Source organism: Microbispora hainanensis, assembly GCF_036186745.1.
In the GTDB taxonomy this organism is placed as follows: Bacteria; Actinomycetota; Actinomycetes; order Streptosporangiales; family Streptosporangiaceae; genus Microbispora.
Map to the genome: position 1 here is coordinate 8,283,009 of NZ_CP108086.1, position 19,138 is coordinate 8,302,146.

19 protein-coding genes are annotated in these 19,138 nt (G+C 72.0%); 8 read left to right on the top strand and 11 right to left on the bottom strand.

What is annotated here, in order from left to right; translation table 11 throughout:
* Nucleotides 1-9: 9 nt before the first annotated feature.
* Complete coding sequence (locus OHB01_RS37505) at nucleotides 10-702, bottom strand: DUF1707 SHOCT-like domain-containing protein (RefSeq protein ID WP_142645447.1); 693 nt, start codon at nucleotides 700-702, stop codon at nucleotides 10-12.
* Between the two features lie 156 nt (nucleotides 703-858).
* Between OHB01_RS37505 and OHB01_RS37510 the strand changes: the two genes are divergently transcribed.
* From OHB01_RS37510 to OHB01_RS37535, 6 genes are all read left to right on the top strand, one after another.
* Nucleotides 859-2,439 carry an ankyrin repeat domain-containing protein gene (locus OHB01_RS37510; protein WP_260617089.1) on the top strand — a complete coding sequence of 527 codons (1,581 nt, stop codon included), beginning with the start codon at nucleotides 859-861 and terminating at the stop codon, nucleotides 2,437-2,439.
* Nucleotides 2,440-2,550: 111 nt separating this feature from the next.
* Complete coding sequence (locus OHB01_RS37515) at nucleotides 2,551-4,161, top strand: isovaleryl-CoA dehydrogenase (protein WP_142645448.1); 1,611 nt, start codon at nucleotides 2,551-2,553, stop codon at nucleotides 4,159-4,161.
* A gap of 90 nt (nucleotides 4,162-4,251) precedes the next feature.
* The gene (locus OHB01_RS37520; protein WP_142625310.1) at nucleotides 4,252-4,680 is read left to right on the top strand and encodes an OsmC family protein; all 429 of its coding nucleotides are present in this window, start codon (nucleotides 4,252-4,254) and stop codon (nucleotides 4,678-4,680) included.
* 114 nt (nucleotides 4,681-4,794) lie between these two features.
* Complete coding sequence (gene glgX, locus OHB01_RS37525; RefSeq protein ID WP_142645449.1) at nucleotides 4,795-6,915, top strand: glycogen debranching protein GlgX; 2,121 nt, start codon at nucleotides 4,795-4,797, stop codon at nucleotides 6,913-6,915.
* Nucleotides 6,916-7,017: 102 nt separating this feature from the next.
* Nucleotides 7,018-7,887, top strand: a complete 870-nt coding sequence (locus OHB01_RS37530) for an AzlC family ABC transporter permease (RefSeq protein ID WP_260617091.1) — start codon at nucleotides 7,018-7,020, stop codon at nucleotides 7,885-7,887.
* Nucleotides 7,884-8,192: an AzlD domain-containing protein gene (locus OHB01_RS37535; protein WP_142625312.1), complete on the top strand. Its 309-nt coding sequence runs from the start codon at nucleotides 7,884-7,886 to the stop codon at nucleotides 8,190-8,192. The genes OHB01_RS37530 and OHB01_RS37535 overlap by 4 nt, the downstream gene beginning before the upstream one ends.
* A gap of 59 nt (nucleotides 8,193-8,251) precedes the next feature.
* Here OHB01_RS37535 and OHB01_RS37540 read toward each other — a convergent pair whose 3' ends face one another.
* Complete coding sequence (locus OHB01_RS37540; protein WP_142645562.1) at nucleotides 8,252-9,328, bottom strand: ATP-dependent DNA ligase; 1,077 nt, start codon at nucleotides 9,326-9,328, stop codon at nucleotides 8,252-8,254.
* A 16-nt stretch (nucleotides 9,329-9,344) separates the two neighbouring features.
* On the bottom strand, nucleotides 9,345-10,082 hold the full coding sequence (locus OHB01_RS37545) for a pyrimidine reductase family protein (protein ID WP_185948913.1): 738 nt from the start codon (nucleotides 10,080-10,082) through the stop codon (nucleotides 9,345-9,347).
* Nucleotides 10,083-10,477: 395 nt separating this feature from the next.
* Between OHB01_RS37545 and OHB01_RS37550 the strand changes: the two genes are divergently transcribed.
* The gene (locus tag OHB01_RS37550; RefSeq protein ID WP_328854643.1) at nucleotides 10,478-11,338 is read left to right on the top strand and encodes a tyrosinase family protein; all 861 of its coding nucleotides are present in this window, start codon (nucleotides 10,478-10,480) and stop codon (nucleotides 11,336-11,338) included.
* 33 nt (nucleotides 11,339-11,371) lie between these two features.
* Here the strand turns inward: OHB01_RS37550 and OHB01_RS37555 are convergent, their stop codons facing one another.
* The 5 genes from OHB01_RS37555 to ligD form a co-directional block, all read right to left on the bottom strand.
* Entirely contained in the window at nucleotides 11,372-12,247 is an 876-nt protein-coding gene (locus tag OHB01_RS37555; RefSeq protein WP_328710575.1) for a Gfo/Idh/MocA family protein, read from the bottom strand.
* Nucleotides 12,248-12,411: 164 nt separating this feature from the next.
* Nucleotides 12,412-12,777, bottom strand: a complete 366-nt coding sequence (locus OHB01_RS37560) for a DUF2267 domain-containing protein (RefSeq protein ID WP_142645452.1) — start codon at nucleotides 12,775-12,777, stop codon at nucleotides 12,412-12,414.
* Nucleotides 12,778-13,244: 467 nt separating this feature from the next.
* A complete protein-coding gene (locus OHB01_RS37565; protein ID WP_142645453.1) occupies nucleotides 13,245-13,526 on the bottom strand; it encodes a hypothetical protein in 282 nt (93 codons plus the stop codon).
* Nucleotides 13,527-13,598: 72 nt separating this feature from the next.
* Entirely contained in the window at nucleotides 13,599-13,766 is a 168-nt protein-coding gene (locus OHB01_RS37570) for a hypothetical protein (RefSeq protein ID WP_168065622.1), read from the bottom strand.
* 246 nt (nucleotides 13,767-14,012) lie between these two features.
* Nucleotides 14,013-15,008, bottom strand: a complete 996-nt coding sequence (gene ligD / locus OHB01_RS37575) for a non-homologous end-joining DNA ligase (RefSeq protein ID WP_147942403.1) — start codon at nucleotides 15,006-15,008, stop codon at nucleotides 14,013-14,015.
* Nucleotides 15,009-15,418: 410 nt separating this feature from the next.
* Between ligD and msrB the strand changes: the two genes are divergently transcribed.
* Entirely contained in the window at nucleotides 15,419-15,820 is a 402-nt protein-coding gene (msrB, locus tag OHB01_RS37580; protein ID WP_142645455.1) for a peptide-methionine (R)-S-oxide reductase MsrB, read from the top strand.
* Between the two features lie 3 nt (nucleotides 15,821-15,823).
* Here msrB and OHB01_RS37585 read toward each other — a convergent pair whose 3' ends face one another.
* From OHB01_RS37585 to hemG, 3 genes are all read right to left on the bottom strand, one after another.
* A complete protein-coding gene (locus OHB01_RS37585; RefSeq protein WP_142645456.1) occupies nucleotides 15,824-16,348 on the bottom strand; it encodes a hypothetical protein in 525 nt (174 codons plus the stop codon).
* A gap of 237 nt (nucleotides 16,349-16,585) precedes the next feature.
* Nucleotides 16,586-17,287 carry a hydrogen peroxide-dependent heme synthase gene (gene hemQ, locus OHB01_RS37590; RefSeq protein WP_142645457.1) on the bottom strand — a complete coding sequence of 234 codons (702 nt, stop codon included), beginning with the start codon at nucleotides 17,285-17,287 and terminating at the stop codon, nucleotides 16,586-16,588.
* A gap of 252 nt (nucleotides 17,288-17,539) precedes the next feature.
* Complete coding sequence (hemG, locus tag OHB01_RS37595; RefSeq protein ID WP_142645458.1) at nucleotides 17,540-18,970, bottom strand: protoporphyrinogen oxidase; 1,431 nt, start codon at nucleotides 18,968-18,970, stop codon at nucleotides 17,540-17,542.
* Between the last annotated feature and the right edge of the window lie 168 nt (nucleotides 18,971-19,138).

A 19,138-nucleotide genomic window follows, 5' to 3' on the forward strand; every position in this document is an offset into this window, starting at 1 on the left:
TCGGCTCGATCAGTGCAGGCCGCGGTGGCGGCGTCGGTGGTGGTGGTGGATCTCGTATCCGCTGAAGCCCGGGCGCTGGCGGCGTTCCTGCCACCACTCGCTCCAGGCGAACCAGCCGCGCTTGACCGGCGCGGCGTGCGAGTCGCCGATGATCTTCACGTCGCCCATCAGCACGTACGCCGTGACCCTGACGACGGGGGCGGACCGGCCTCGGGGCGCCTCGATCACCTGGACCTTCTTGTCCCCCATGATCGTGATTCCGGAGAGCTCGACGTCGACGCCGTCCGGCACGATGATCCTGATGTCGCCCATCACGCACGCGGCGACGATGTCCACCTCACGCCCACGCACCTCGGCCTGACGCAGGTCGAGGACCACGTCGCCCATGACGGAGACCGCGCCGATGCCGTCGTCGATCCGCCATGTGCCGGTCCTCTTGGCGTCGCCCAGCACCGCGACGATCCACTTGCGCGTCCTGCCCTGCGGGGCGGCCGGTACGGCGGGCCGGGGCCCGGGAACGCCTCCCGGCAGGTCGGCGGTGATCTGGGCGAGCTCTCCGTGGGTCTGCGCCAGATAGGCGGCCTCGGTCCGCTCGGTCAGCTCCGCGAGGGTCAGCCGTCCCTCGGCGGAGGCCACGCGCAGCTGCTCCACCACGGCCTCGCGTTCGGCGTCGGATGCCCGCATACCACCCGGATCGTTCACGCCCTTCACCGTATCCCGGGCCGGTCCCGCTCGCCCTCCTCCCTGGGAACGATCCTGCGCCGATCCTGGGAGCGGTCCTGGGACCGACCCAGGAGACGAACCGGAGAGACGATCCCTGCGGACGATGCTCGGAAGAGGCTGTGTGAGCATGGAATCGTGACCCGCAGCAGGTTATTGGAAGCGGTAGCGGGAGGGGACGTCGCGCGGGTGGCGGCGATGCTGCACCCGGACACCGCCGTGAACCCCGCTCAGGGGACGACGCCGCTCTACCGGGCGGCCGTCGGCGGTCACCACGACATCGTCAGGCTGCTCCTGGAATATGGCGCCGACCCGGACCAGCCGAGCGGAGGGCACGAGGAGGGCCTTCCGCTCTGCGCGGCGGCGTGCTGGAACCATGCCGAGACCGTCCAGGCGCTGCTCGACGGCGGCGCCGATCCCGACGCGGCGGAGGAGGGCGGCTGGACGCCTCTGCTGTGGGCCGCGGCCAACGGCAACCTGGAGTCGGCCGACATCCTGCTCGACGCCGGGGCCGATCCCGGCCGGGCCGACGACGACGGCGACACCCCGCTGACGCTGGCCACGATCTTCGGGGCGTACGGGATCGTCTGGTCCCTGCTGGAGCACGGCGCCGACCCGTCCGCGCCGGGCTGGGACGGCATGACCCCGCTGGAGATCGCCGCGCGGCTGGCGGCGGTGGACGTCGAAGCCGTGCTGCGCGAGGAGGTCTCCAGGAGGGTGGAGGGCGAGCACACGGTGCTGGTGGCCCACGCCTCCGCCGCGGACGGCACCCGGCGGGTCGCGGTCGAGGCGCGTGGCACCGGCGTCGACTACTCGATCAGCCGCCAGCAGGGGCACGCCGCGATCGCGACGGTCCTGGAGGCGGCTCTCGGTCTGCGTCCGCCCCCGGACGTACTGCTCAGGCGCGTGCTGCCCTACCGCGACCTGGACGAGGACGACGAGACGTGGTGGGCGGCCGTCCACGCGCTCCAGTCCCGCCACGACGAGGAGACGTTCCTGGCGCTGGCCCGGCTGTGCGAGAGCGACGACCCGGTGGAGCGGGAGTTCGGCGTGGACGCGCTCGCGCAGTTCGGCCGCGTGACGGGCGTCGGCGGGCAGGCGGCGCTCGGGAGGCGGCCGGGGCTCGACGGACAGCCGGGGCCCGCCGGGGAGACAGGGCTCGGCGCGGAGACAGGGCTCGGCGCGGACGCGGCGCACGACCCCTACCAGGACCGCGTCCTGGAGATCCTGCGCGACCTGGCCCGGCACGAGACCGAGCCCGCGGTCGTCGAGGCGCTGCTCCGCGCGTTCGGCCACCAGACCGACGAATGGGCGCTCCCCGAGGTGCTCAAGCTCGTCAACACCCCGGGCCGGGAGCCCACGGTCCACGATCCCATGGCACTCGCCGCGGTCCTGCCTCCGGACGACGAGGACGGGCTGGCCGCGCTGATCAGGCTGAGCCGGTGCGCCGACGACGAGGTGCGCGACTGGGCCACGATGGGCATCGCGGGACTGCCCGCCGACACCGAGCCCATCAGGGACGCCCTGGTCTCCCGGCTGACCGACCGCGATCTGACGACGGTGGCCGAGGCCGCGCGGGGCCTGGCCGGGCGCGGGGACCGGCGCGCGATCGAGGGCGTCCACCGGGTGCTCAGCGAGGCGGGGGCCGACCAGGACTACGCCCGCGACCTCGCCCTGGAGGCGGCCCAGGAGCTCGGACTGGAGATTACGGGCGCTTGACCGTTCGTTGTCCGGTGTTTGTCCCTGCCGCCCGGGATGTTAGAGATGAAGTCCCGGCATCGTGGACGTCCCGGTATGGACGAGTCCCTGCACTGACCACAGGAGGACCCAGTGACCCACGACGTGACCAACCAGGTGCCACCGCTGTCCGGCCACGACGTCGCGGCCGACAAGGCGCTGCTGGAGGGGCTCGCCAGGGAGGGGGCGGACTGGGCGACCGGGGAGCTGCGCCAGCTCGGCCTGCTGGCCGGTTCGGCGAAGGCGCAGGAGTGGGGGCGGCTGGCAAACGAGCACCCGCCCGTCCTGTGGACCCACGACCGCTACGGCAACAGGATCGACGAGGTCGAGTTCCACCCGGCCTGGCACGAGCTGATGACGGTCGCGGTCGAGAGCGGCGCGCACGCCGCGCCCTGGACGTCGGCCCGGCCCGGTGCGCACGTCGCGAGGGCCGCGAAGTTCTTCACCTGGTCGCAGGTCGAGGCCGGGCACGGCTGCCCGGTCTCCATGACGTACGCCGCCGTGGCCGCGCTGCGGCACTCTCCGTCGCTGCGCGCGGAGTGGGAGCCGCTGCTGGCCTCCCGCACGTACGACTTCGGGCTGCGCCCGGCGAAGGACAAGCGCGGCGTGCTGGCCGGGATGGCCATGACCGAGAAGCAGGGCGGCTCCGACGTGCGGGCCAACACCACCAGGGCCGAGCCGCTGGGCGACGGGAGCTTCGCCCTGACCGGCCACAAGTGGTTCAACTCCGCCCCCATGTGCGACGTGTTCCTGGTGCTGGCCCAGGCCCCGGGCGGGCTGTCGTGCTTCCTGCTCCCCCGCGTGCTGCCCGACGGCACCCGCAACGCGATGCGCCTGATGCGGCTTAAGGACAAGCTCGGCAACCGGTCGAACGCCTCGGCCGAGGTCGAGTACGAGGGCGCGATCGCCTACCTCGTCGGCGAGGAGGGCCGGGGCGTCCGGACCATCATCGAGATGGTGAACATGACCAGGCTCGACTGCGTGATCGGCTCGGCCGCCGGCATGCGGTACGGCCTGACGCAGGCGCTTCATCACGCCCGTCACCGCAGGGCGTTCGGCCGGACGCTGGCCGAGCAGCCGCTGATGCGCTCGGTGCTCGCCGACCTGGCGCTGGAGTCGGAGGCCGCGACCACGCTCATGATGCGCCTGGCCGGGGCCACCGACCGGGCGATCCGGGGCGACGCGGGCGAGGGCCTGTTCCGCCGGGCCGCCCTCGCCGCCGGCAAATACTGGGTGTGCAAGCGGGCACCGGTCCACGCGGCCGAGGCGCTGGAGTGCCTGGGCGGCAACGGGTACGTCGAGGAGTCGCAGATGCCCCGGCTGTTCCGGGAGTCGCCGCTGAACGGCATCTGGGAGGGCTCGGGCAACGTGGCCGCCCTCGACCTGATGCGGGTGATGGCCAGGGAGCCGGAGGCCGTCGAGGCGTTCTTCGCCGAGGTGGCGCTGGCCCAGGACCGGAGGGTCGCCGACGCGGCCGAGCGGGTGCTGAAGAGGCTCGCCGCGGCGGGCGAGGCCGACGCGCGCCGGGTGGCCGAGGAGATGACGCTGGTCCTCCAGGCGTCCCTGCTCGTACGGCACGCCCCCGCCGCGGTGGCCGACGCGTTCTGCGCCTCGCGCCTTGCCGGTGACTGGGGACGCGCCCTCGGCACGCTGCCCCCCGGCCTCGACCTGGAGGCGATCCTGGAGCGCGCCGCCCCGGCGTGAGCCCGCAACCGGCCATGCCGCGGGCCCGGCCCGTCGCCGGCGGCGTTAAGGTCACTGTGGATAGGCTCCGCTTACTGAAGGGATATCGCCATGGCGACCACTCGTACCGCGACGACGCAGTGGAAGGGCGCACTGCTCGACGGTTCGGGCACCGTTTCGCTCGACACCTCCGGGGTCGGCACCTTCGACGTCTCCTGGCCCTCCCGGGCGGAGGCGGCCAACGGCAAGACGAGCCCGGAGGAGCTGATCGCCGCCGCTCACTCCTCGTGCTTCTCGATGGCCCTGTCCGCGGGGCTGGCCAAGGCCGGCACGCCGCCGCAGTCGCTGGAGACCCGCGCGGACGTGACCTTCCAGCCGGGCGAGGGCATCACCGGCATCGTGATCTCCGTCCGCGGGCAGGTGCCCGGAATCTCCGCCGAGGACTTCCAGCAGGCCGCCGAGACCGCCAAGGCGAACTGCCCGGTGAGCAAGGCGCTCGCCGGCACGACGATCACCCTCAACGCCGAGCTGGTCGGCTGAGCACCAGTGGGAGCCCCCGCCGGACCGGATCCGGCGGGGGCTCCCGCGTTCCGGTGCGAGAGCAGCGATCGTCGCGCGTGCACGATTCGCCCGAGCAGTGGAGAATGAGGTTACATGCGCGAGGTTTGGCCTGGAGAGCCCTACCCGCTCGGCGCCACCTGGGATGGTGTGGGCACCAACTTCTCGGTGTTCTCAGAGGTGGCCGAGCGGGTCGAACTGTGCCTGTACGACGACAGGGGTGAGGAAACCCGCGTCGACCTGCCCGAGGTCGACGGGTTCGTCTGGCACGGCTACGTGCCCGGGATCATGCCCGGCCAGCGGTACGGCTTCCGCGTGCACGGACCCTACCGGCCCGACCACGGGCACCGGTGCAATCCGTCCAAGCTGCTGCTCGACCCGTACGCCAAGGCGATCGAGGGCTCGGTGCGGTGGAACGAGTCGCTCTTCTCCTACCATTTCGCCGACCCCGCGCGGCTCAACACCGACGACTCCGCGCCGTACATGCCGAAGAACGTGGTCGTGAACCCGTTCTTCGAGTGGGGCAACGACCGGCCGCCCCGCACGCCGTACCACGAGACGGTGATCTACGAGGCGCACGTGCGCGGCCTGACCATGCGCCATCCCGCCGTACCCGAGGAGCAGCGGGGCACCTACGCCGGGCTCGCGCACCCTGCCGTGATCGACCATCTGTTGTCGATCGGCGTGACGGCGGTCGAGCTCATGCCCGTGCACCAGTTCGTGCCCGAGCACTTCCTGGTCGCCCGGGGGCTGACCAACTACTGGGGCTACAACACGATCGCCTACATGGCGCCGCACAACGCGTACGCCAGCTCGGGGCAGCGCGGCGAGCAGGTCCAGGAGTTCAAGGCGATGGTGCGGGCCCTGCACGACGCGGGGATCGAGGTGATCCTCGACGTCGTCTACAACCACACCGCCGAGGGCGACCACATGGGCCCCACGCTGGGCTTCCGCGGCATCGACAACGTCGCCTACTACCGGCTGCGCGAGGAGGACCGCCGCTACTACCTCGACTACACCGGGTGCGGCAACTCGCTGAACGTCCGCTCGCCCCACGCGCTCCAGCTGATCATGGACTCGCTGCGCTACTGGGTGCTCGACATGCACGTGGACGGCTTCCGCTTCGACCTCGCCGCCGCGCTGGCCCGGGAGCTGCACGACGTCGACCGGCTGAGCGCGTTCTTCGACCTCATCCAGCAGGACCCGGTGATCTCACAGGTCAAGCTGATCGCCGAGCCGTGGGACGTCGGCCCCGGCGGCTACCAGGTCGGCAACTTCCCGCCGTTGTGGACCGAGTGGAACGGCAAATACCGCGACTCCGTGCGGGACTTCTGGCGCGGCGCCTCCCGGACGCTGCCCGAGTTCGCCTCGCGCCTGGCCGGCTCCAGCGACCTGTACGCCAGCAGCGGCCGCCGCCCGGTCGCCTCCATCAACTTCGTGACCGCCCACGACGGGTTCACGCTCAACGACCTCGTGTCGTACGACCACAAGCACAACGAGGCCAACGGCGAGGGCAACCGCGACGGCACGGACGACAACCGCTCCTGGAACTGCGGCGCCGAGGGCCCGGTGGAGGATCCCGGCATCGTACGGCTGCGCCGGCGGCAGCGGCGCAATCTCCTCACCACGCTGTTCGTGTCCCAGGGCGTGCCGATGCTGCTGGCGGGCGACGAGTTCGGCCGCACCCAGCACGGCAACAACAACGCCTACTGCCAGGACAACGAGACCTCCTGGATCGACTGGTCGCTGATCCGCCAGGAGGGCGACCTGCTGGAGTTCGTCCGCCGCCTGGCCGCGTTACGGCGGGCGCATCCCGTCTTCCGGCGACGCCGGTTCTTCCAGGGCCACTCGCCCGGGGACGGCAGCAGGGACATCATCTGGCTCACGCCGTCCGGCACCGAGATGACCGACGGCGACTGGCACACGGGCTACGCCAAGTCGCTGGCGGTGTACGTCAACGGCGACGCGATCAGCGAGCCGGGCCCGCGCGGCGAGCGGATCAGGGACGAGACGTTCCTGCTGCTGATCAACGCGCACCACGAGAACCTGACGTTCGCCCTCCCGGGGCCGGAGCTGGGGGCCGCCTGGCGTCCCGTCCTCGACACCGCCGAGGACGACCTCCGCGACGATCCGTACGCCGAGGAGATCCTGCCCGCCGAGGCCAAGGTCTGTCTCGCCGACCGGTCCATGCGGGTCCTGGTCTCCACCGGCGCCTGAACCCTCCCCGCCGCCCGGGCGCGCCACACGGCCGTCCCCGCCGGCACGTCTTGACCCCCACCCATAAGGGACATACCTGCACGCTTCGTTACTCTCTGGCGGGTGACCACCACACCAGTGCAGGCCGGTCTGCCGCCGAAACCCCGGGCGGCAGTCGTACGGGACGCCCTCGGGGTCGGCACTGCCGTCGGCTTGTCGGGCTTCGCGTTCGGCGTGACCTCGGCGGGTGCGGGGATGACCGTCGTCCAGACCTGCGTGCTGTCGCTGTTCGTGTTCACCGGGGCGTCCCAGTTCGCGCTGGTGGGCGCGCTCGGCAGCGGCGGCAACCCGCTAGCCGCCGCGGCCGGGGCGCTGCTGCTCGGCGTCCGCAACGCCTTCTATGGGCTGCGGCTGTCACAGCTGCTCGGGCTCCCCGGATCGGTCCGCCCGCTCGCCGCGCAGTGGGTGATCGACGAAACCTCCGCCGTGGCCCTGGCCCAGCCCGACCGGCGCCTCGCCCGGCTCGGGTTCACGGTCACCGGGGTCAGCCTGTACGCCGGGTGGAACATCACCACGTTCCTGGGCGCGCTGGGCGCCTCCGCGCTGGGCGATCCGACGGCGTGGGGGCTCGACGCCGCCGGTCCGGCCGTCTTCCTCGCCCTGCTCCTGCCCATGCTCCGAGGCCGTTCCTCCTCCAGGCCCGCCGCCGCTTCCCCTGCCGAACCGCCCGATGACGGCGGACCCCGTGGCCGCGCCCGGCCCGGTGTCCACGCGGAACCACGCGATGAGGCGCCCCGCACACCGCAGGCGGCCCGAGACCCGCTCGCCCGGCATGCGGAGGCGGTGGTGGCGGTGCTGGCCGTGGTGCTCGCCCTCGCCTGCGTGCCGTTCCTGCCCGCAGGTGTGCCGGTGCTTGTGGCCGTGCTCGCCGCGCCCGCCGTGCTGGCCGCGTCACGGCTGCTCACCCGCCGTTCGCCCCAAGGAGGACGCTGATGGTCTGGGTCGCGATCGTCGTCACGGCGGCCGGTTGTTACGCCGTGAAGCTGCTTGGCCTTTCGGTGCCGGCGGCGGTGCTGGAACGGCCCCTCGTCCGCAGGCTGGCCGCGCTGGTGCCGATCGCGGCGCTGGCCGCGCTGATCGCCCTGCAGACCTTCGCCGACGGTCGCACGCTCGTGGTCGACGCCCGGGCCGCCGGGCTCGCCGCGGCGGCCGTCGCGCTGCTGCTGCGCGCGCCGTTCCTGGTGGTCGTCGCGGTCGCCGTCGTCGTCACCGCCGCCGTCCGCGCCCTGACCGGCTGAAAGTCAGAGCTACTTGTGGTCGGGCCGGCCGGCGGGCAGCGGGTCGGCCGCCCGGCGGGTCAGCGGGCGAGGATCCTGTCGAGGTCGTAACTCACCGGGCGTTCGAGCTGTTCGTAGGTGCAGGACGCGGGCGTGCGGTCCGGGCGCCAGCGGCGGAACTGGGCGGTGTGCCGGAACCGGTCGCCCTCCATGTGGTCGTAGGCCACCTCGACCACACGTTCCGGCCGCAGCGGGATGAACGACAGGTCCTTCTTGGCATTCCACCGCGACACGGCGCCGGGCAGGCGCTGGCCCTGCGCGCCGCCCGTCGCGACCTCGGCCCAGTGTCCCCACGGATGCTCGCTCAGGTCCTCCACCCGGTAGGGCGCGAGCTCCTCGACGAGTTCCTCACGCCGCTTCATCGGGAAGGACGCGGCGACGCCCACGTGGTGCAGGCGACCGTCCGGCGAGTAGAGCCCGAGCAGCAGCGAGCCGACGATCGGCCCCGACTTGTGCTCGCGGTAGCCCGCCACCACGCAGTCGGCCGTCCTCTCGTGCTTGACCTTGAACATCACGCGCTTGTCCGGCGTGTACGGCTGGTCGCCCGGCTTGACGACGATGCCGTCGAGACCTGCGCCCTCGAACGCGTCGAACCACTCGGCGGCCAGGCTCTCGTCCCGGGTGACCGGCGTGAGCCGTACGGACCGGCCCGCGCCCGCCAGCATCTCCTCCAGCCGGGCCCTCCGCGCCGAGAACGGCGCCTCCATGAGGTCCTCCGTCCCGGTGGCGAGCAGATCGAAGGCGACGAAGGACGCCGGCGTGTTCTCGGCCAGCAGCCGCACCCGGGACTGCGCGGGATGGATGCGCTGCTGCAACGCGTCGAAGTCGAGCGACTGGCCCCTGATCAGCACGATCTCGCCGTCCACGACGCACTTGGGCGGCAGCTCCTGCCGGATGGCCTCGACCAGCTCGGGGAAGTAGCGCGTGAAGGGCCGCTCGTTCCTGCTGCCGAGGAAGACCTCGTCGCCGTCGCGGAAGACGATGCAGCGGAAGCCGTCCCACTTCGGCTCGTAGAAGAGCGTGCCGTCCTGCTTCGGCAGCCCCTTGACGGCCTTGGCGAGCATCGGCGCGACCGGCGGCACGACCGGCAGATCCAGACCGGGGATCTCCGGCTCAACCGGAAGCTTCATCCTGCGCCTCCCTGATGTATCGGCAGAAGAGGAAGCCGTCATCTTCGAGCACCTGGGCGAGGGTCAGCGGCGTGTGCGATGCGACGCCGTCCAGTATGCGCGCCGCGTCGCCGCCGGTCAGCAGCGGGCTCACGGTCAGCGCCAGCTCGTCGACCAGGCCGGCGGCGGCAAGCTGCGCGTTCACCCGGGGGCCGCCCTCGCACAGAACACGGCCGAGCCCCCGGGCGCGCAGCTCGCCGACGGCGGTCGCGAGATCGACCGTCTCCTCGCCCGCGACGATGACGTCGGCCCTCGCGGCCGCCTCCTCGCGGCGGTCCTTCGGCGCCGACTCGGTCGTGATCACGATCGTCCGGGCGTACGGCTCCGCCTCGGTGAACAGCTCACTGCCGAGGTCGAGGTCGAGGCGGCGGGTGACGACGGCGATGGGCGGCGCCGGGGGCCTGCCCTCCCGCAGGGCCCGCCACGACTCGCGCGGGCGGGCCGGCCGGTATCCCTCCGTGCGGACGGTGGCGGCCCCGGCCAGCACCACGTCGGCCAGGCCGCGCAGCACTCCGAAGATCCGCTTGTCGGCCCGGCCGGACAGGCCCTCCGAGTGGCCCTCGACCCAGGCCGCGCCGTCGGCGCTGCTCACCATGTTGAGGCGCAGCCAGTGGTCGCGCGGATAGGCGTAGGCGGCGGGGATGTCCGGCTCGTCCTCGGCGTAGGGGTGGATGCGGCGCACGCTTCCTACAGTGGCACACGGCACCGACAACCCCGCCGCGACGCCCCGTGCCCGGGGTGCCGCCACCGGCCGGGCCGGCGATCCCCCGGCCAGAGCCCGCTGTCCCGGTGGCCCTGCCCGCGGACGGTGCGGCGCCGCCCGGTCGCCCGGCCAGGGCCCGCTCCCGTGGCCGTGCCCGCGGATGGTGCGGCGCCGCCCGGTCGCCCGGCTCGTCCACACGCTCTCCGCCGAGTGATCGCCTCTCCTGGCCCGGCGATCACTCCCCCGATGTTCGTTTCGTCCCCTCCCGGCACCCCGACACGGCGCGAAATTCACGGTCAGGCGGCTTCGCCGTTCTAATCTTTCGGCCGGTCGCAACAGGCCATGTGATTCGAGGACATCCGGGGGGCGGACATATGCGCGGGCCGAGCAGGCGGGAGATGCTGGCGTCGGCGGTGTGGGGAACGGCGGCGATCGCGTTCGGGGTGCGCGGCCCGGCGGCGCACGCGGCCCCGGTCACGGTACGCCGGCGGATCGGCGACCTGCCCAAGGAGCAGTGGGAGGCGTTCGTCCGGGCGGTGCGCACGCTGAAGGCACGGGGGACCTACGACGCGCTGGTCAACGCCTACACCGAGCAGTTCGCGGCCACCCACGCCAACGGCTTCTTCCTGCCGTGGCAGCGTAGATATCTCCTGCACTTCGAGCGGGAGCTCCAGCGCATCGATCCGGCCGTGTCCGTGCCGTACTGGGACTGGACGCGCGACAGCCGATCACCGCAGCGCTCGGTGGTGCTGTCGAAGGAGTATTTCGGGGGAAACGGCGACGCGAAACACGATCAGGCCGTGCTCAACGGTGCGTTCGCCGGGTGGACGGCCAGAATCCCACGACCTCATCCGCTCCGGCGTTCCTACGCCGACGGCGGGAAGATCCCCGCGTGGGCCTCGCCCGATCTCATCGTGAACATGCTGAAAAATCCGGACTTCCAGGTGTTCAACATGCAGATGGAGGTTCACATCGGCGCGGTGCAGATGGGCATCGGAGGCGACCTGGCCCTGCCCTCCGCCCCGAACGACCCCTTGTATTGGGTCATCGCCTGCTTCGGCGACCTGCTGTGGCACACATGGCGCACCCGCCATCCCGGTGCCCCGATCCGGTCGGCGTACGGGAACGTCACCGAGTCCAGCCGCCTGCCCCGGTACAGCGAGAAGGTCGCGAACGTCCTGGACGTCGAGAAGCTGGGTTACCGCTACGACGGCGTGTGGCCGCGCACGCGCTGACCTCGTCCGGGCGGCCGGCGACAGGCGGCGCGCTCAGTCGTCGTCACGGTGGAGCAGGTCGCTCTCCACCGCCTCGATCACCTGCTGAAGGTGCAGGCCGCGGGCCGCGTCCAGCTCGTGCCGCCGGCGGTGCCCGGCGGCGTCCGCGAACTCGCGGTACATGGTGTCGACGGCCTCCCTGCCGACGGCGGCCACGCCGTCGACGGCCGCCACGCCGCCGGAGCCGAACACCTCGATCTCGGCGCGCTCCCTGACGGGCTCGGGCGAGGTGTACATGGAGACCTCGCTGTAGGTCCCGCCCTCATGCTCGAACATCATCCCGAACCAGCCGGTCGGCTGGCCGTGCGCGTGAACGCCGATCACACGGCCGAGCGCGGCGTCGAGGAGATCCAGGAGATCGGGGCCGAGGTCCCCGCGCAGCACGCTCAATCCTCTGCGCCATGGGCGCGGATCGGGCGGAGCTGTCGTGACGACCAGACCGCTGGCCCCCTTCGGAAAGGTCTTCGGAACCGCGTCGGTCAGGAAGTGGCGGACCGTCGCCGAGTAACGCCAGAGCAGCGCGAGCTGCGAGACCGTGGGTCCGGCGGCCTCGGCCAGACGCTCCGCGCCGGCCAGGTCGCCCGCGACGGGCCGTTCCAGGAGCAGTGCCTTGTCCTGCCCCGCCGCGACCTCCGCCAGGTAGGGCTGGACGGGAGGCGGCACGGCGAACACCACCGCCTCGCAGTGGTCGAGCAGGTCCTCGAAGCGGCCGCACGCCGGCACGCCGTACTGCGCCGCGAGCGCCTGCGTGGGACCCGGCGATCGCGCCCACACGCCCGCGAAGCGCGCTTCTGGACACGCCGCGATGGCTGGTGCGTGCACCTCCGCCGCCCGGCGGCCCGCACCGACGAGGCCGATGGCGATAGCCATACCGTCCACTGTAGGCACCGCCTCCCGGCCCGGGGTGCGTAGGGGTGTGGGAATCGACCTGGGAGGACGCCGTGCGCACCGCCGGCTAGGAGGGGGCGAGCTTTCACCACTGACCGCACCGCCCTGACCGCACCGCCCTGACCGCACCGCCCCGGCCGTACGGCTTACTCCGCGGCCTGCTGGAACTCGGCCGGCAGCTGCGACATGGCATGGTCGAAGGTCTCGTCCGGAACAGCGTCCCGCAGCGTCAGCAGGACGGCCCGGATCCCTCCCCTCGCCTCCTCCTCGGTCAGCCCTGTGCGTTTGCCGATCAGCACGACGAACTCGCGGAACCCGAGCCGCTGGATCGAATCACTGACGTGGACCGACTCCCGGAGAGGCTCCGGAAGTTCGAACGCGAGATGCTGAGCCTCCGTGGCGCTGAGCCGGTCTCCCAGGAGCTCCAGTGTCGCGCGGCTCAGATCCGCCGCCTCCTCGCGCGACAGGCCGCTGCGCTCGGCCACCCTGCCGAAGAAGTCCCTGTGGTCCATCCTGGCTCCATTCCCACCGGTGTCCTCCCGACACCGAGCAGGCGGACCGCTTGGAGCGATACATGTCGAGGTCCCCGGCACCTCTGGCTTGTGAGCGGAAACGACACCGAGGTCTGGCCGTTCGGGTCTGGCCGTTCGCAAGGGGCGACGCGCGATGGACGTGATCTGAGGCGAGATCGGCAAGGCCCGCATCAGGGCTGAGGTCATGGGCGAGGAGATGCGTCGGCACGGTCGAGGTGGAGATCCTGGTCCAGAACAGCCGTAACGGCGATGACGGCGAGCTGGCGTTCGAAGTGGTCGAGGCAAGCGGTCCGAAGGGCGGCGACACCCACCGCATCACCTTCCCGATGACCCCTGTCTTCGGGCCTCACGGCCGAGAGCCCGCGGGGAGGAACGAGCGCCCGCGAACGCGCGCCTAGTGCGGTCCCACCCTCGGGTAAGAGGGCGGGACCGCCGTAGGACGCACATTACGCCCTGGTAGTCGCGGTGCGGCTCCGGCCCGTCGCCGTACCGACGGTCTCCCGCTCCTGCCTCTCCTGCTGGCGGGCGGACCTGGAGAGGCCCTCCAGCTCGTGCGCGGTCTCCTCGAACTCCTGCGCGGCCTCCCGGCTCATCCTGCTCACGATCCTGCGCCCGCGGAGGGCCATGTCCTCGTACACCTCGCCGGCCTTGGCCAGGGCGTACGGCCCGACGCCCGCGAGGGCGCAGAACGGCTTGGACATCGTGATCCTCTTGACCGGTGTCGTCACTTGGTCACTCTCCATACATATCGGTCTAGCGGCGGCTTCCAGCTGTTCCGGACAGGGGAAACCGGCCGGGCGTCAGGAAGGCGGCGTGCCGAGGGCGTCCGTCCCGGACCCGATGTCGCCGGCGGCCTGCTCCGGGCCGTTGTCCACGGCCCCGGAGGCATTCCGCGGATCCGTCCAGGTGATGTGGCCGGTATCCCCACGATCGTCGTCGGGCTCGCCGTAGCCGCAGCTCAGGCACATGCGGTTGTCTCCCCCTGCTCGGTCGTGTGCACAACGGCCCCGCCCTCGGCAGCGGTGTGAGGGCGAGGCTCGGGTGTTCCAGGTTCGTCCGTGCGCGGTCTTGCCCGGGGACGAGCGCCCGCTCCCCCGTCGGCGAGCGCTCGCCAGGACCATCCCCGCACCCGTCTCCAGGGACACCGGGCGGGAATGCAAGAGCCGATCAAGAGCAGAGACAGCGGGACAAAAACACCGCCCGGCGAGTCACGATCAGCCGGACGGCCTCGCCTTGCTGGGCTGGACGCGCCTCGGCTCGCCGGGCATCTTGGGGTAGTTCGGCGGATAGGGCATGTCGCCCCGCTCGTCGGCGTCGTACCACTCCAGCAGCGTGCCGATACCGAAGGCGTGGTCGTCGATCGCCCGGTGCACGTCGCCCAGCTCGGCGAACCGCTTCGGCATGGTTCTGATGTCGAAGTCGCGCGGGTCGCAGCCGGCCAGCTCATCCCAGGTCACGGGGGCCGAGACCCGGGCGTCGGGCCGCGCGCGGACCGAGTAGGCGGCCACCACCGTGCGGTCGCGGGCGTTCTGGTTGTAGTCGATGAAGACCTTCTCCCCCCGCTCCTCCTTCCACCAGGCGCTCGTCGCGAGGTCCGAGCGGCGCTCGACCTCGCGGGCGAAGGCGATCGCGGCGTACCGCACCTCGGTGAAGGTCCAGCGCGGCTCGATGCGTATGTTCACGTGGATGCCGCGGCTGCCCGAGGTCTTGGGGAAGCCCGTCATACCGAGCTCGTCGAGGATCTCCTTCACGGTGAAGGCCACCTGACGGGCCTGCTCGAACGACGTGCCGGGCTGCGGGTCGATGTCGATGCGCAGCTCGTCGGGGTGGTCGAGGTCGGCGCGGCGGGCGGGCCACGGGTGGAAGTCGATGGTGCCGAGGTTGGCGCACCACGCGATGGCCGCCACCTCGGTCGGGCAGAACGCGTCGGCCGTACGCCCGCTGGGGAAGCGCACCGTGACGGTCTCGATCCAGTCGGGATGCCGGGGCATCCGCTTCTGGTAGATGGCGTCGGTGCCGACGCCGTCGGGGTGCCGCTTGAGGTAGGTCGGCCGCTCCCGCAGGGCGCGCAGCACGCCGTCCCCCACGCTCACGTAGTACTCCACCAGGTCGCGCTTGGTGGCGCCTGCCTCGGGGAAGTAGACCTTGTCCGGATTGGTGACCTTGACGGTGCGGCCACCCACCTCTATCTCGATGTACGGCGAAGCCATGCACGTGACACTACCCGGATGAGGGGGTCCGTCCCGGGCTGCCGACGGCGGCCGGACCGGGCGCTCCCACGGCCGCGCCCTCCCGGCGCAGGCACGTGGTCGCGTACGGCGCGCTCGCGTTCGGACTGCGCCGCACGCGACGGGACGGACCACGACGGCCGCCCGCGGGCGGCCTCCTCTCGCCGTCCGGCGGCGTCCAGCACGGGTCGGGTGCCTCGCCGCCCTGACGGCGGTGTGGGTGACCGCCCCCGCGCGGGTGACGGCGATCAACCCCCTCGTCAATGAAGACGCCGGAAGACCTGGGAAAGGATGCTCCGCCTCGTCAACATGTGCGGGGAAGATCCGGGGCGTCCGCGGAGTTTCCCACTTCGTAATCCCCGCGAGGGGCCCACGAAGGCAGGGTGGTGAGCATGGAGAAGGTAATCAAGAGCGACGCCGAGTGGCGCGCGCAGCTTTCCCCCGAGGAGTACCGGGTCCTCCGGCAGGCGGGGACCGAGCGCCCGTTCAGCGGCGAGTACGTCGACACCAAGACGGTCGGCGTCTACTCCTGTCGCGCCTGCGGGGCGGAGCTGTTCCGGTCGGAGACGAAGTTCGAGTCGCACTGCGGCTGGCCGTCGTTCTACGAGCCGTCCGAGTCGCAGGCCGTGACCCTGCACGAGGACGACTCGCTCGGCATGCGCCGGGTGGAGGTCCGCTGCGCCCGCTGCGACTCGCACCTCGGGCACGTGTTCCACGGCGAGGGCTATCCCACGCCGACCGACGACCGCTACTGCATCAACTCCGTCTGCCTGACGCTGCAGCCGGGCGAGTGACGCCTATTTCGGCTTGGGGTAGGTGACCCGGCAGTCGTCGTCGTCCGGGCCGAGGACGTTGGCGAGGACGGGGTTGCCGTTCTCGCCGAACCTCGCCTGGACGAACACGACGGGGTTGGACTCCCCCCGCTCTGCCAGATACTCCAGGCCGCGTTTGCACAGCGTGATCGCGGTCTTGGAGTTGCCGGCGTTCTCCGGGAGGTTCGTGTAGATGCGCAGGTAGCCGCCCTCGGTGCGGATGTCCTTGACGCGCTTGGCGGTCTTGTCGCTCCACCTGCTGCGGAAGTAGGCCTCCGCCTTGGTGTCGGTGTATTTCGACCGTCCGGACGCCTTCTGTTCCGCCGCCTTCTTGTCCCGCTTGGTGGCCGGCTTCTTGTCGGTTTCGACGCTGGCGACGGTCAGCTCGCCGGCCGGGGACGCGTGCGGCGCCGGCGCGGCGACCACGTGCCGCGGCTCCGCGCCGGAACGCGACAGCGGCCAGGCGATGGCCACGGCCCCGACGGCGAAGGCGGCCACCCCAAGAGACACCTCGACAACGTGCGAACGGGCCCGCCTCTTGCGGCGGCGCCCCCTGGAACGTGCCAGCCCGCTAGCCACTCTGCCTCACCTAGACGTCGATTCTTCGTCACAGTATGGCAAAGACTTCGGGCCGCCAAGACCGTTTCCGACGCTTCGCGCGAGATCAACCTAAATGTCCCTTGCGTCGCTCCAGCACGCCAGGGCCCACCCGCCCGGGGCACCGGGCGGGTGGCTGTAAGGGCATGGCTAGGGCAGCGCGGCGACGAGCTCGCTGACCGGCTTGCGGGTGCCGGTGTAGAAGGGGATCTCGACCCTGGTGTGCCGCCGCGCCTCGGCTCCGCGCAGGTGGCGCATCAGGTCGACGATGCGGTGCAGCTCGTCGGCCTCGAACGCCAGCATCCACTCGTAGTCGTTGAGCGCGAAGCAGGCGACCGTGTTGGACCGCACGTCGGGATACTCGCGCGCCATCTTGCCGTGCTCGGCCAGCATCCTGCGCCGCTCGGAGTCCTCCAGCAGGTACCACTCCAGGGACCGTACGAAGGGGTAGACGCAGACGAAGCCCTTGGGCTCCTCATCCGCGAGGAAGGCCGGGATGTGGGACTTGTTGAACTCGGCCGGGCGGTGCAGGGCCATGGCCGACCACACCGGCTCGCTCGCGCGCCCGAGGGCGGTGCGGCGGAAGCGGGTGTAGGTCTCCTGCAGGTCTTCGGGCGTGGGGGCGTGCCACCAGAACATGAAGTCGGCGTCGGCGCGGAACCCGGCCACGTCGTAGCAGCCTCGGGTCGTCACGTCCTTGCCCGCCGCCTGCGCGAGCAGCTCCTCGACCTCGTCGGCCACGCCCTCACGGGCGGCGGGAAGCTGGTCGCGCAGCCGGAAGACCGACCACATCGTGTAGCGAATGACCAGATTGAGATCGCGTGCCTTGGGCCGCGGGGCAGGCTCCGTCATGCCTCCATTCTGCCGGTAGGGGGCGGCGGTCCGGCCTCGGGGTGCCGCCGATCAACCGCGCCGGCACCGCCCGGAGGCATCGGCGGCGGGCCTCCCCGCCGCCTCTCGGACGTCCCCGCCGCCTCTCGGACGTCCCCGCCGCCTCTCGGACGTCCCCGCCGCCTCTCGGACGTCCCCGCCGCCTCTCGGACGTCCCCGCCGGTCCCCTCAGACGTCCTCGCCGCTCGCCCGCCGGACGATCACCGCCTCCCGTCAGGCGTCCGCGGCCGTCGTCCCCTGTGCCTGCCGCAGGTGCTCGAGCACGAGCTTGGCGGCGGTGCGCGCGGTCGCGATACAGGCCGGGATGCCGACGCCCTCGTACGCGGCGCCGCAGACGGCGAGGCCGGGCTGCCCGGCGATCGCGGCGCGCACGCGGGCGACCCGGTCGAGGTGGCCCACGTCGTACTGCGGGAGCCCGCCGCCCCAGCGGGTGACCCGGGTGTCGAGCGGCAGCCCCCGCACGCCCATGACCTCGGCCATCTCGTTCATCGCCAGTGCCGTCAGCTCGGCGTCGTCACGCTGGAGCACGAGCTCCTCGCCCAGGCGGCCGATCGAGCACCGCACGATCAGGACGTTGCGGTCGGCCTCGGCGAGGTGGGGCCACTTGACGCTGCTGAACGTCGCCGCCTTGACCGGCCTGCCCTCGACCGGCGGCACGAGGTAGCCGCTGCCCTCCGGCGGCTCGGGGAACGCCGTCCGGGGATAGGCGAGGGTCACGATCGCCATGCTGGCGTACTCGATCGCGGCCAGTTCCGCCGCCGCCTTCGGCACCTCACGGCGCAGCAGGCGGGAGGCGGGCCGCGCCGGCACCGCGAGGACGACGGCATCGGCGTCGATCGTCTCCTCGTCCCTGGTGGGACCGGTCACCAGCCGCCAGCCGTCCGGCGTCCTGATCAGGTCGCGGACGGTGACGCCGGTGCGGATCTGCGCGCCCGACTCCTTGGCCACCGCGGCGGGCAGCGCGCCCATGCCGTTCCTGAGCGTGGTGAAGACCGGCCCGGCGTTCGCGGGGGCCTCGGCCGTGATGCTCCGGGCCGCCTGCAGCAGCGACCGCTCGGTGCGGGCGACGGCGGCGATCCGCGGCATGGTCGCGTCCAGCGACAACATGTCGGCCCGGCCCGCGTAGACGCCGCCGAGCAGCGGCTCGACCAGCCGGTCGACGACCTCGCTCCCCATCCGGGCCCGGATGTACGCCGCGACGGAGACGTCCCCGGTCACGAGCGTGGGTGGCAGGAACTGGTCGAGGGGCACCCGGGCGAGCCCGGCCGGCGACAGGACGCCCGAGCGCGCGAGCGCGACCACGTCGGAGGGCACGCCCATCACCTGCTCCCGGGGCAGCGGGCGCAGCGCACCGCGCGACAGGACGGCGGCCCGGGTCGTGCCGGGGTCCACCAGGTCGTCGCCGAGGCCGGCCAGCCGGGCCAGCTCCTTGCCCTCGGGCCGCCGCGCCAGCATCGACTCGGCGCCCGCGTCGACCTCGATCCCCGCCACCTGCGACGCGTACAGCTTGCCGCCGATCCTCGGCGCCGCCTCCAGCACTGTCACCCGCAGGCCGGCGTCGGCCCGGTTGAGGTGCAGCGCCGCGGCCAGACCCGCGATGCCCCCGCCGACGACGACCACATGACGACCCGCAATCTCGTCCATGGGGAAAAGCTACCGGCCCGTACGGCCGGGTCCCGCACCGGCGCGGGGCGTGTCCGCCGGGAAACGGGCGCCCGGCCACCTCGGCGGGAGCATGTATGGCCACACCTCGGACGCCAACCGACAAATCAGACAGGAACGCAAGATTCTCAGAAACTTTTCACCTGACGG

Coding starts and splice junctions, on each gene's coding strand:
- OHB01_RS37520 (WP_142625310.1), top strand. CDS start 4,252: ATGGCGACCACTCGTACCGCGACGACGCAGTGGAAGGGCGCACTGCTC.
- glgX (WP_142645449.1), top strand. CDS start 4,795: ATGCGCGAGGTTTGGCCTGGAGAGCCCTACCCGCTCGGCGCCACCTGG.
- OHB01_RS37550 (WP_328854643.1), top strand. CDS start 10,478: ATGCGCGGGCCGAGCAGGCGGGAGATGCTGGCGTCGGCGGTGTGGGGA.
- OHB01_RS37555 (WP_328710575.1), bottom strand. CDS start 12,247: ATGGCTATCGCCATCGGCCTCGTCGGTGCGGGCCGCCGGGCGGCGGAG.
- OHB01_RS37560 (WP_142645452.1), bottom strand. CDS start 12,777: ATGGACCACAGGGACTTCTTCGGCAGGGTGGCCGAGCGCAGCGGCCTG.
- OHB01_RS37570 (WP_168065622.1), bottom strand. CDS start 13,766: ATGTGCCTGAGCTGCGGCTACGGCGAGCCCGACGACGATCGTGGGGAT.
- ligD (WP_147942403.1), bottom strand. CDS start 15,008: ATGGCTTCGCCGTACATCGAGATAGAGGTGGGTGGCCGCACCGTCAAG.
- msrB (WP_142645455.1), top strand. CDS start 15,419: ATGGAGAAGGTAATCAAGAGCGACGCCGAGTGGCGCGCGCAGCTTTCC.
- hemQ (WP_142645457.1), bottom strand. CDS start 17,287: ATGACGGAGCCTGCCCCGCGGCCCAAGGCACGCGATCTCAATCTGGTC.
- hemG (WP_142645458.1), bottom strand. CDS start 18,970: ATGGACGAGATTGCGGGTCGTCATGTGGTCGTCGTCGGCGGGGGCATC.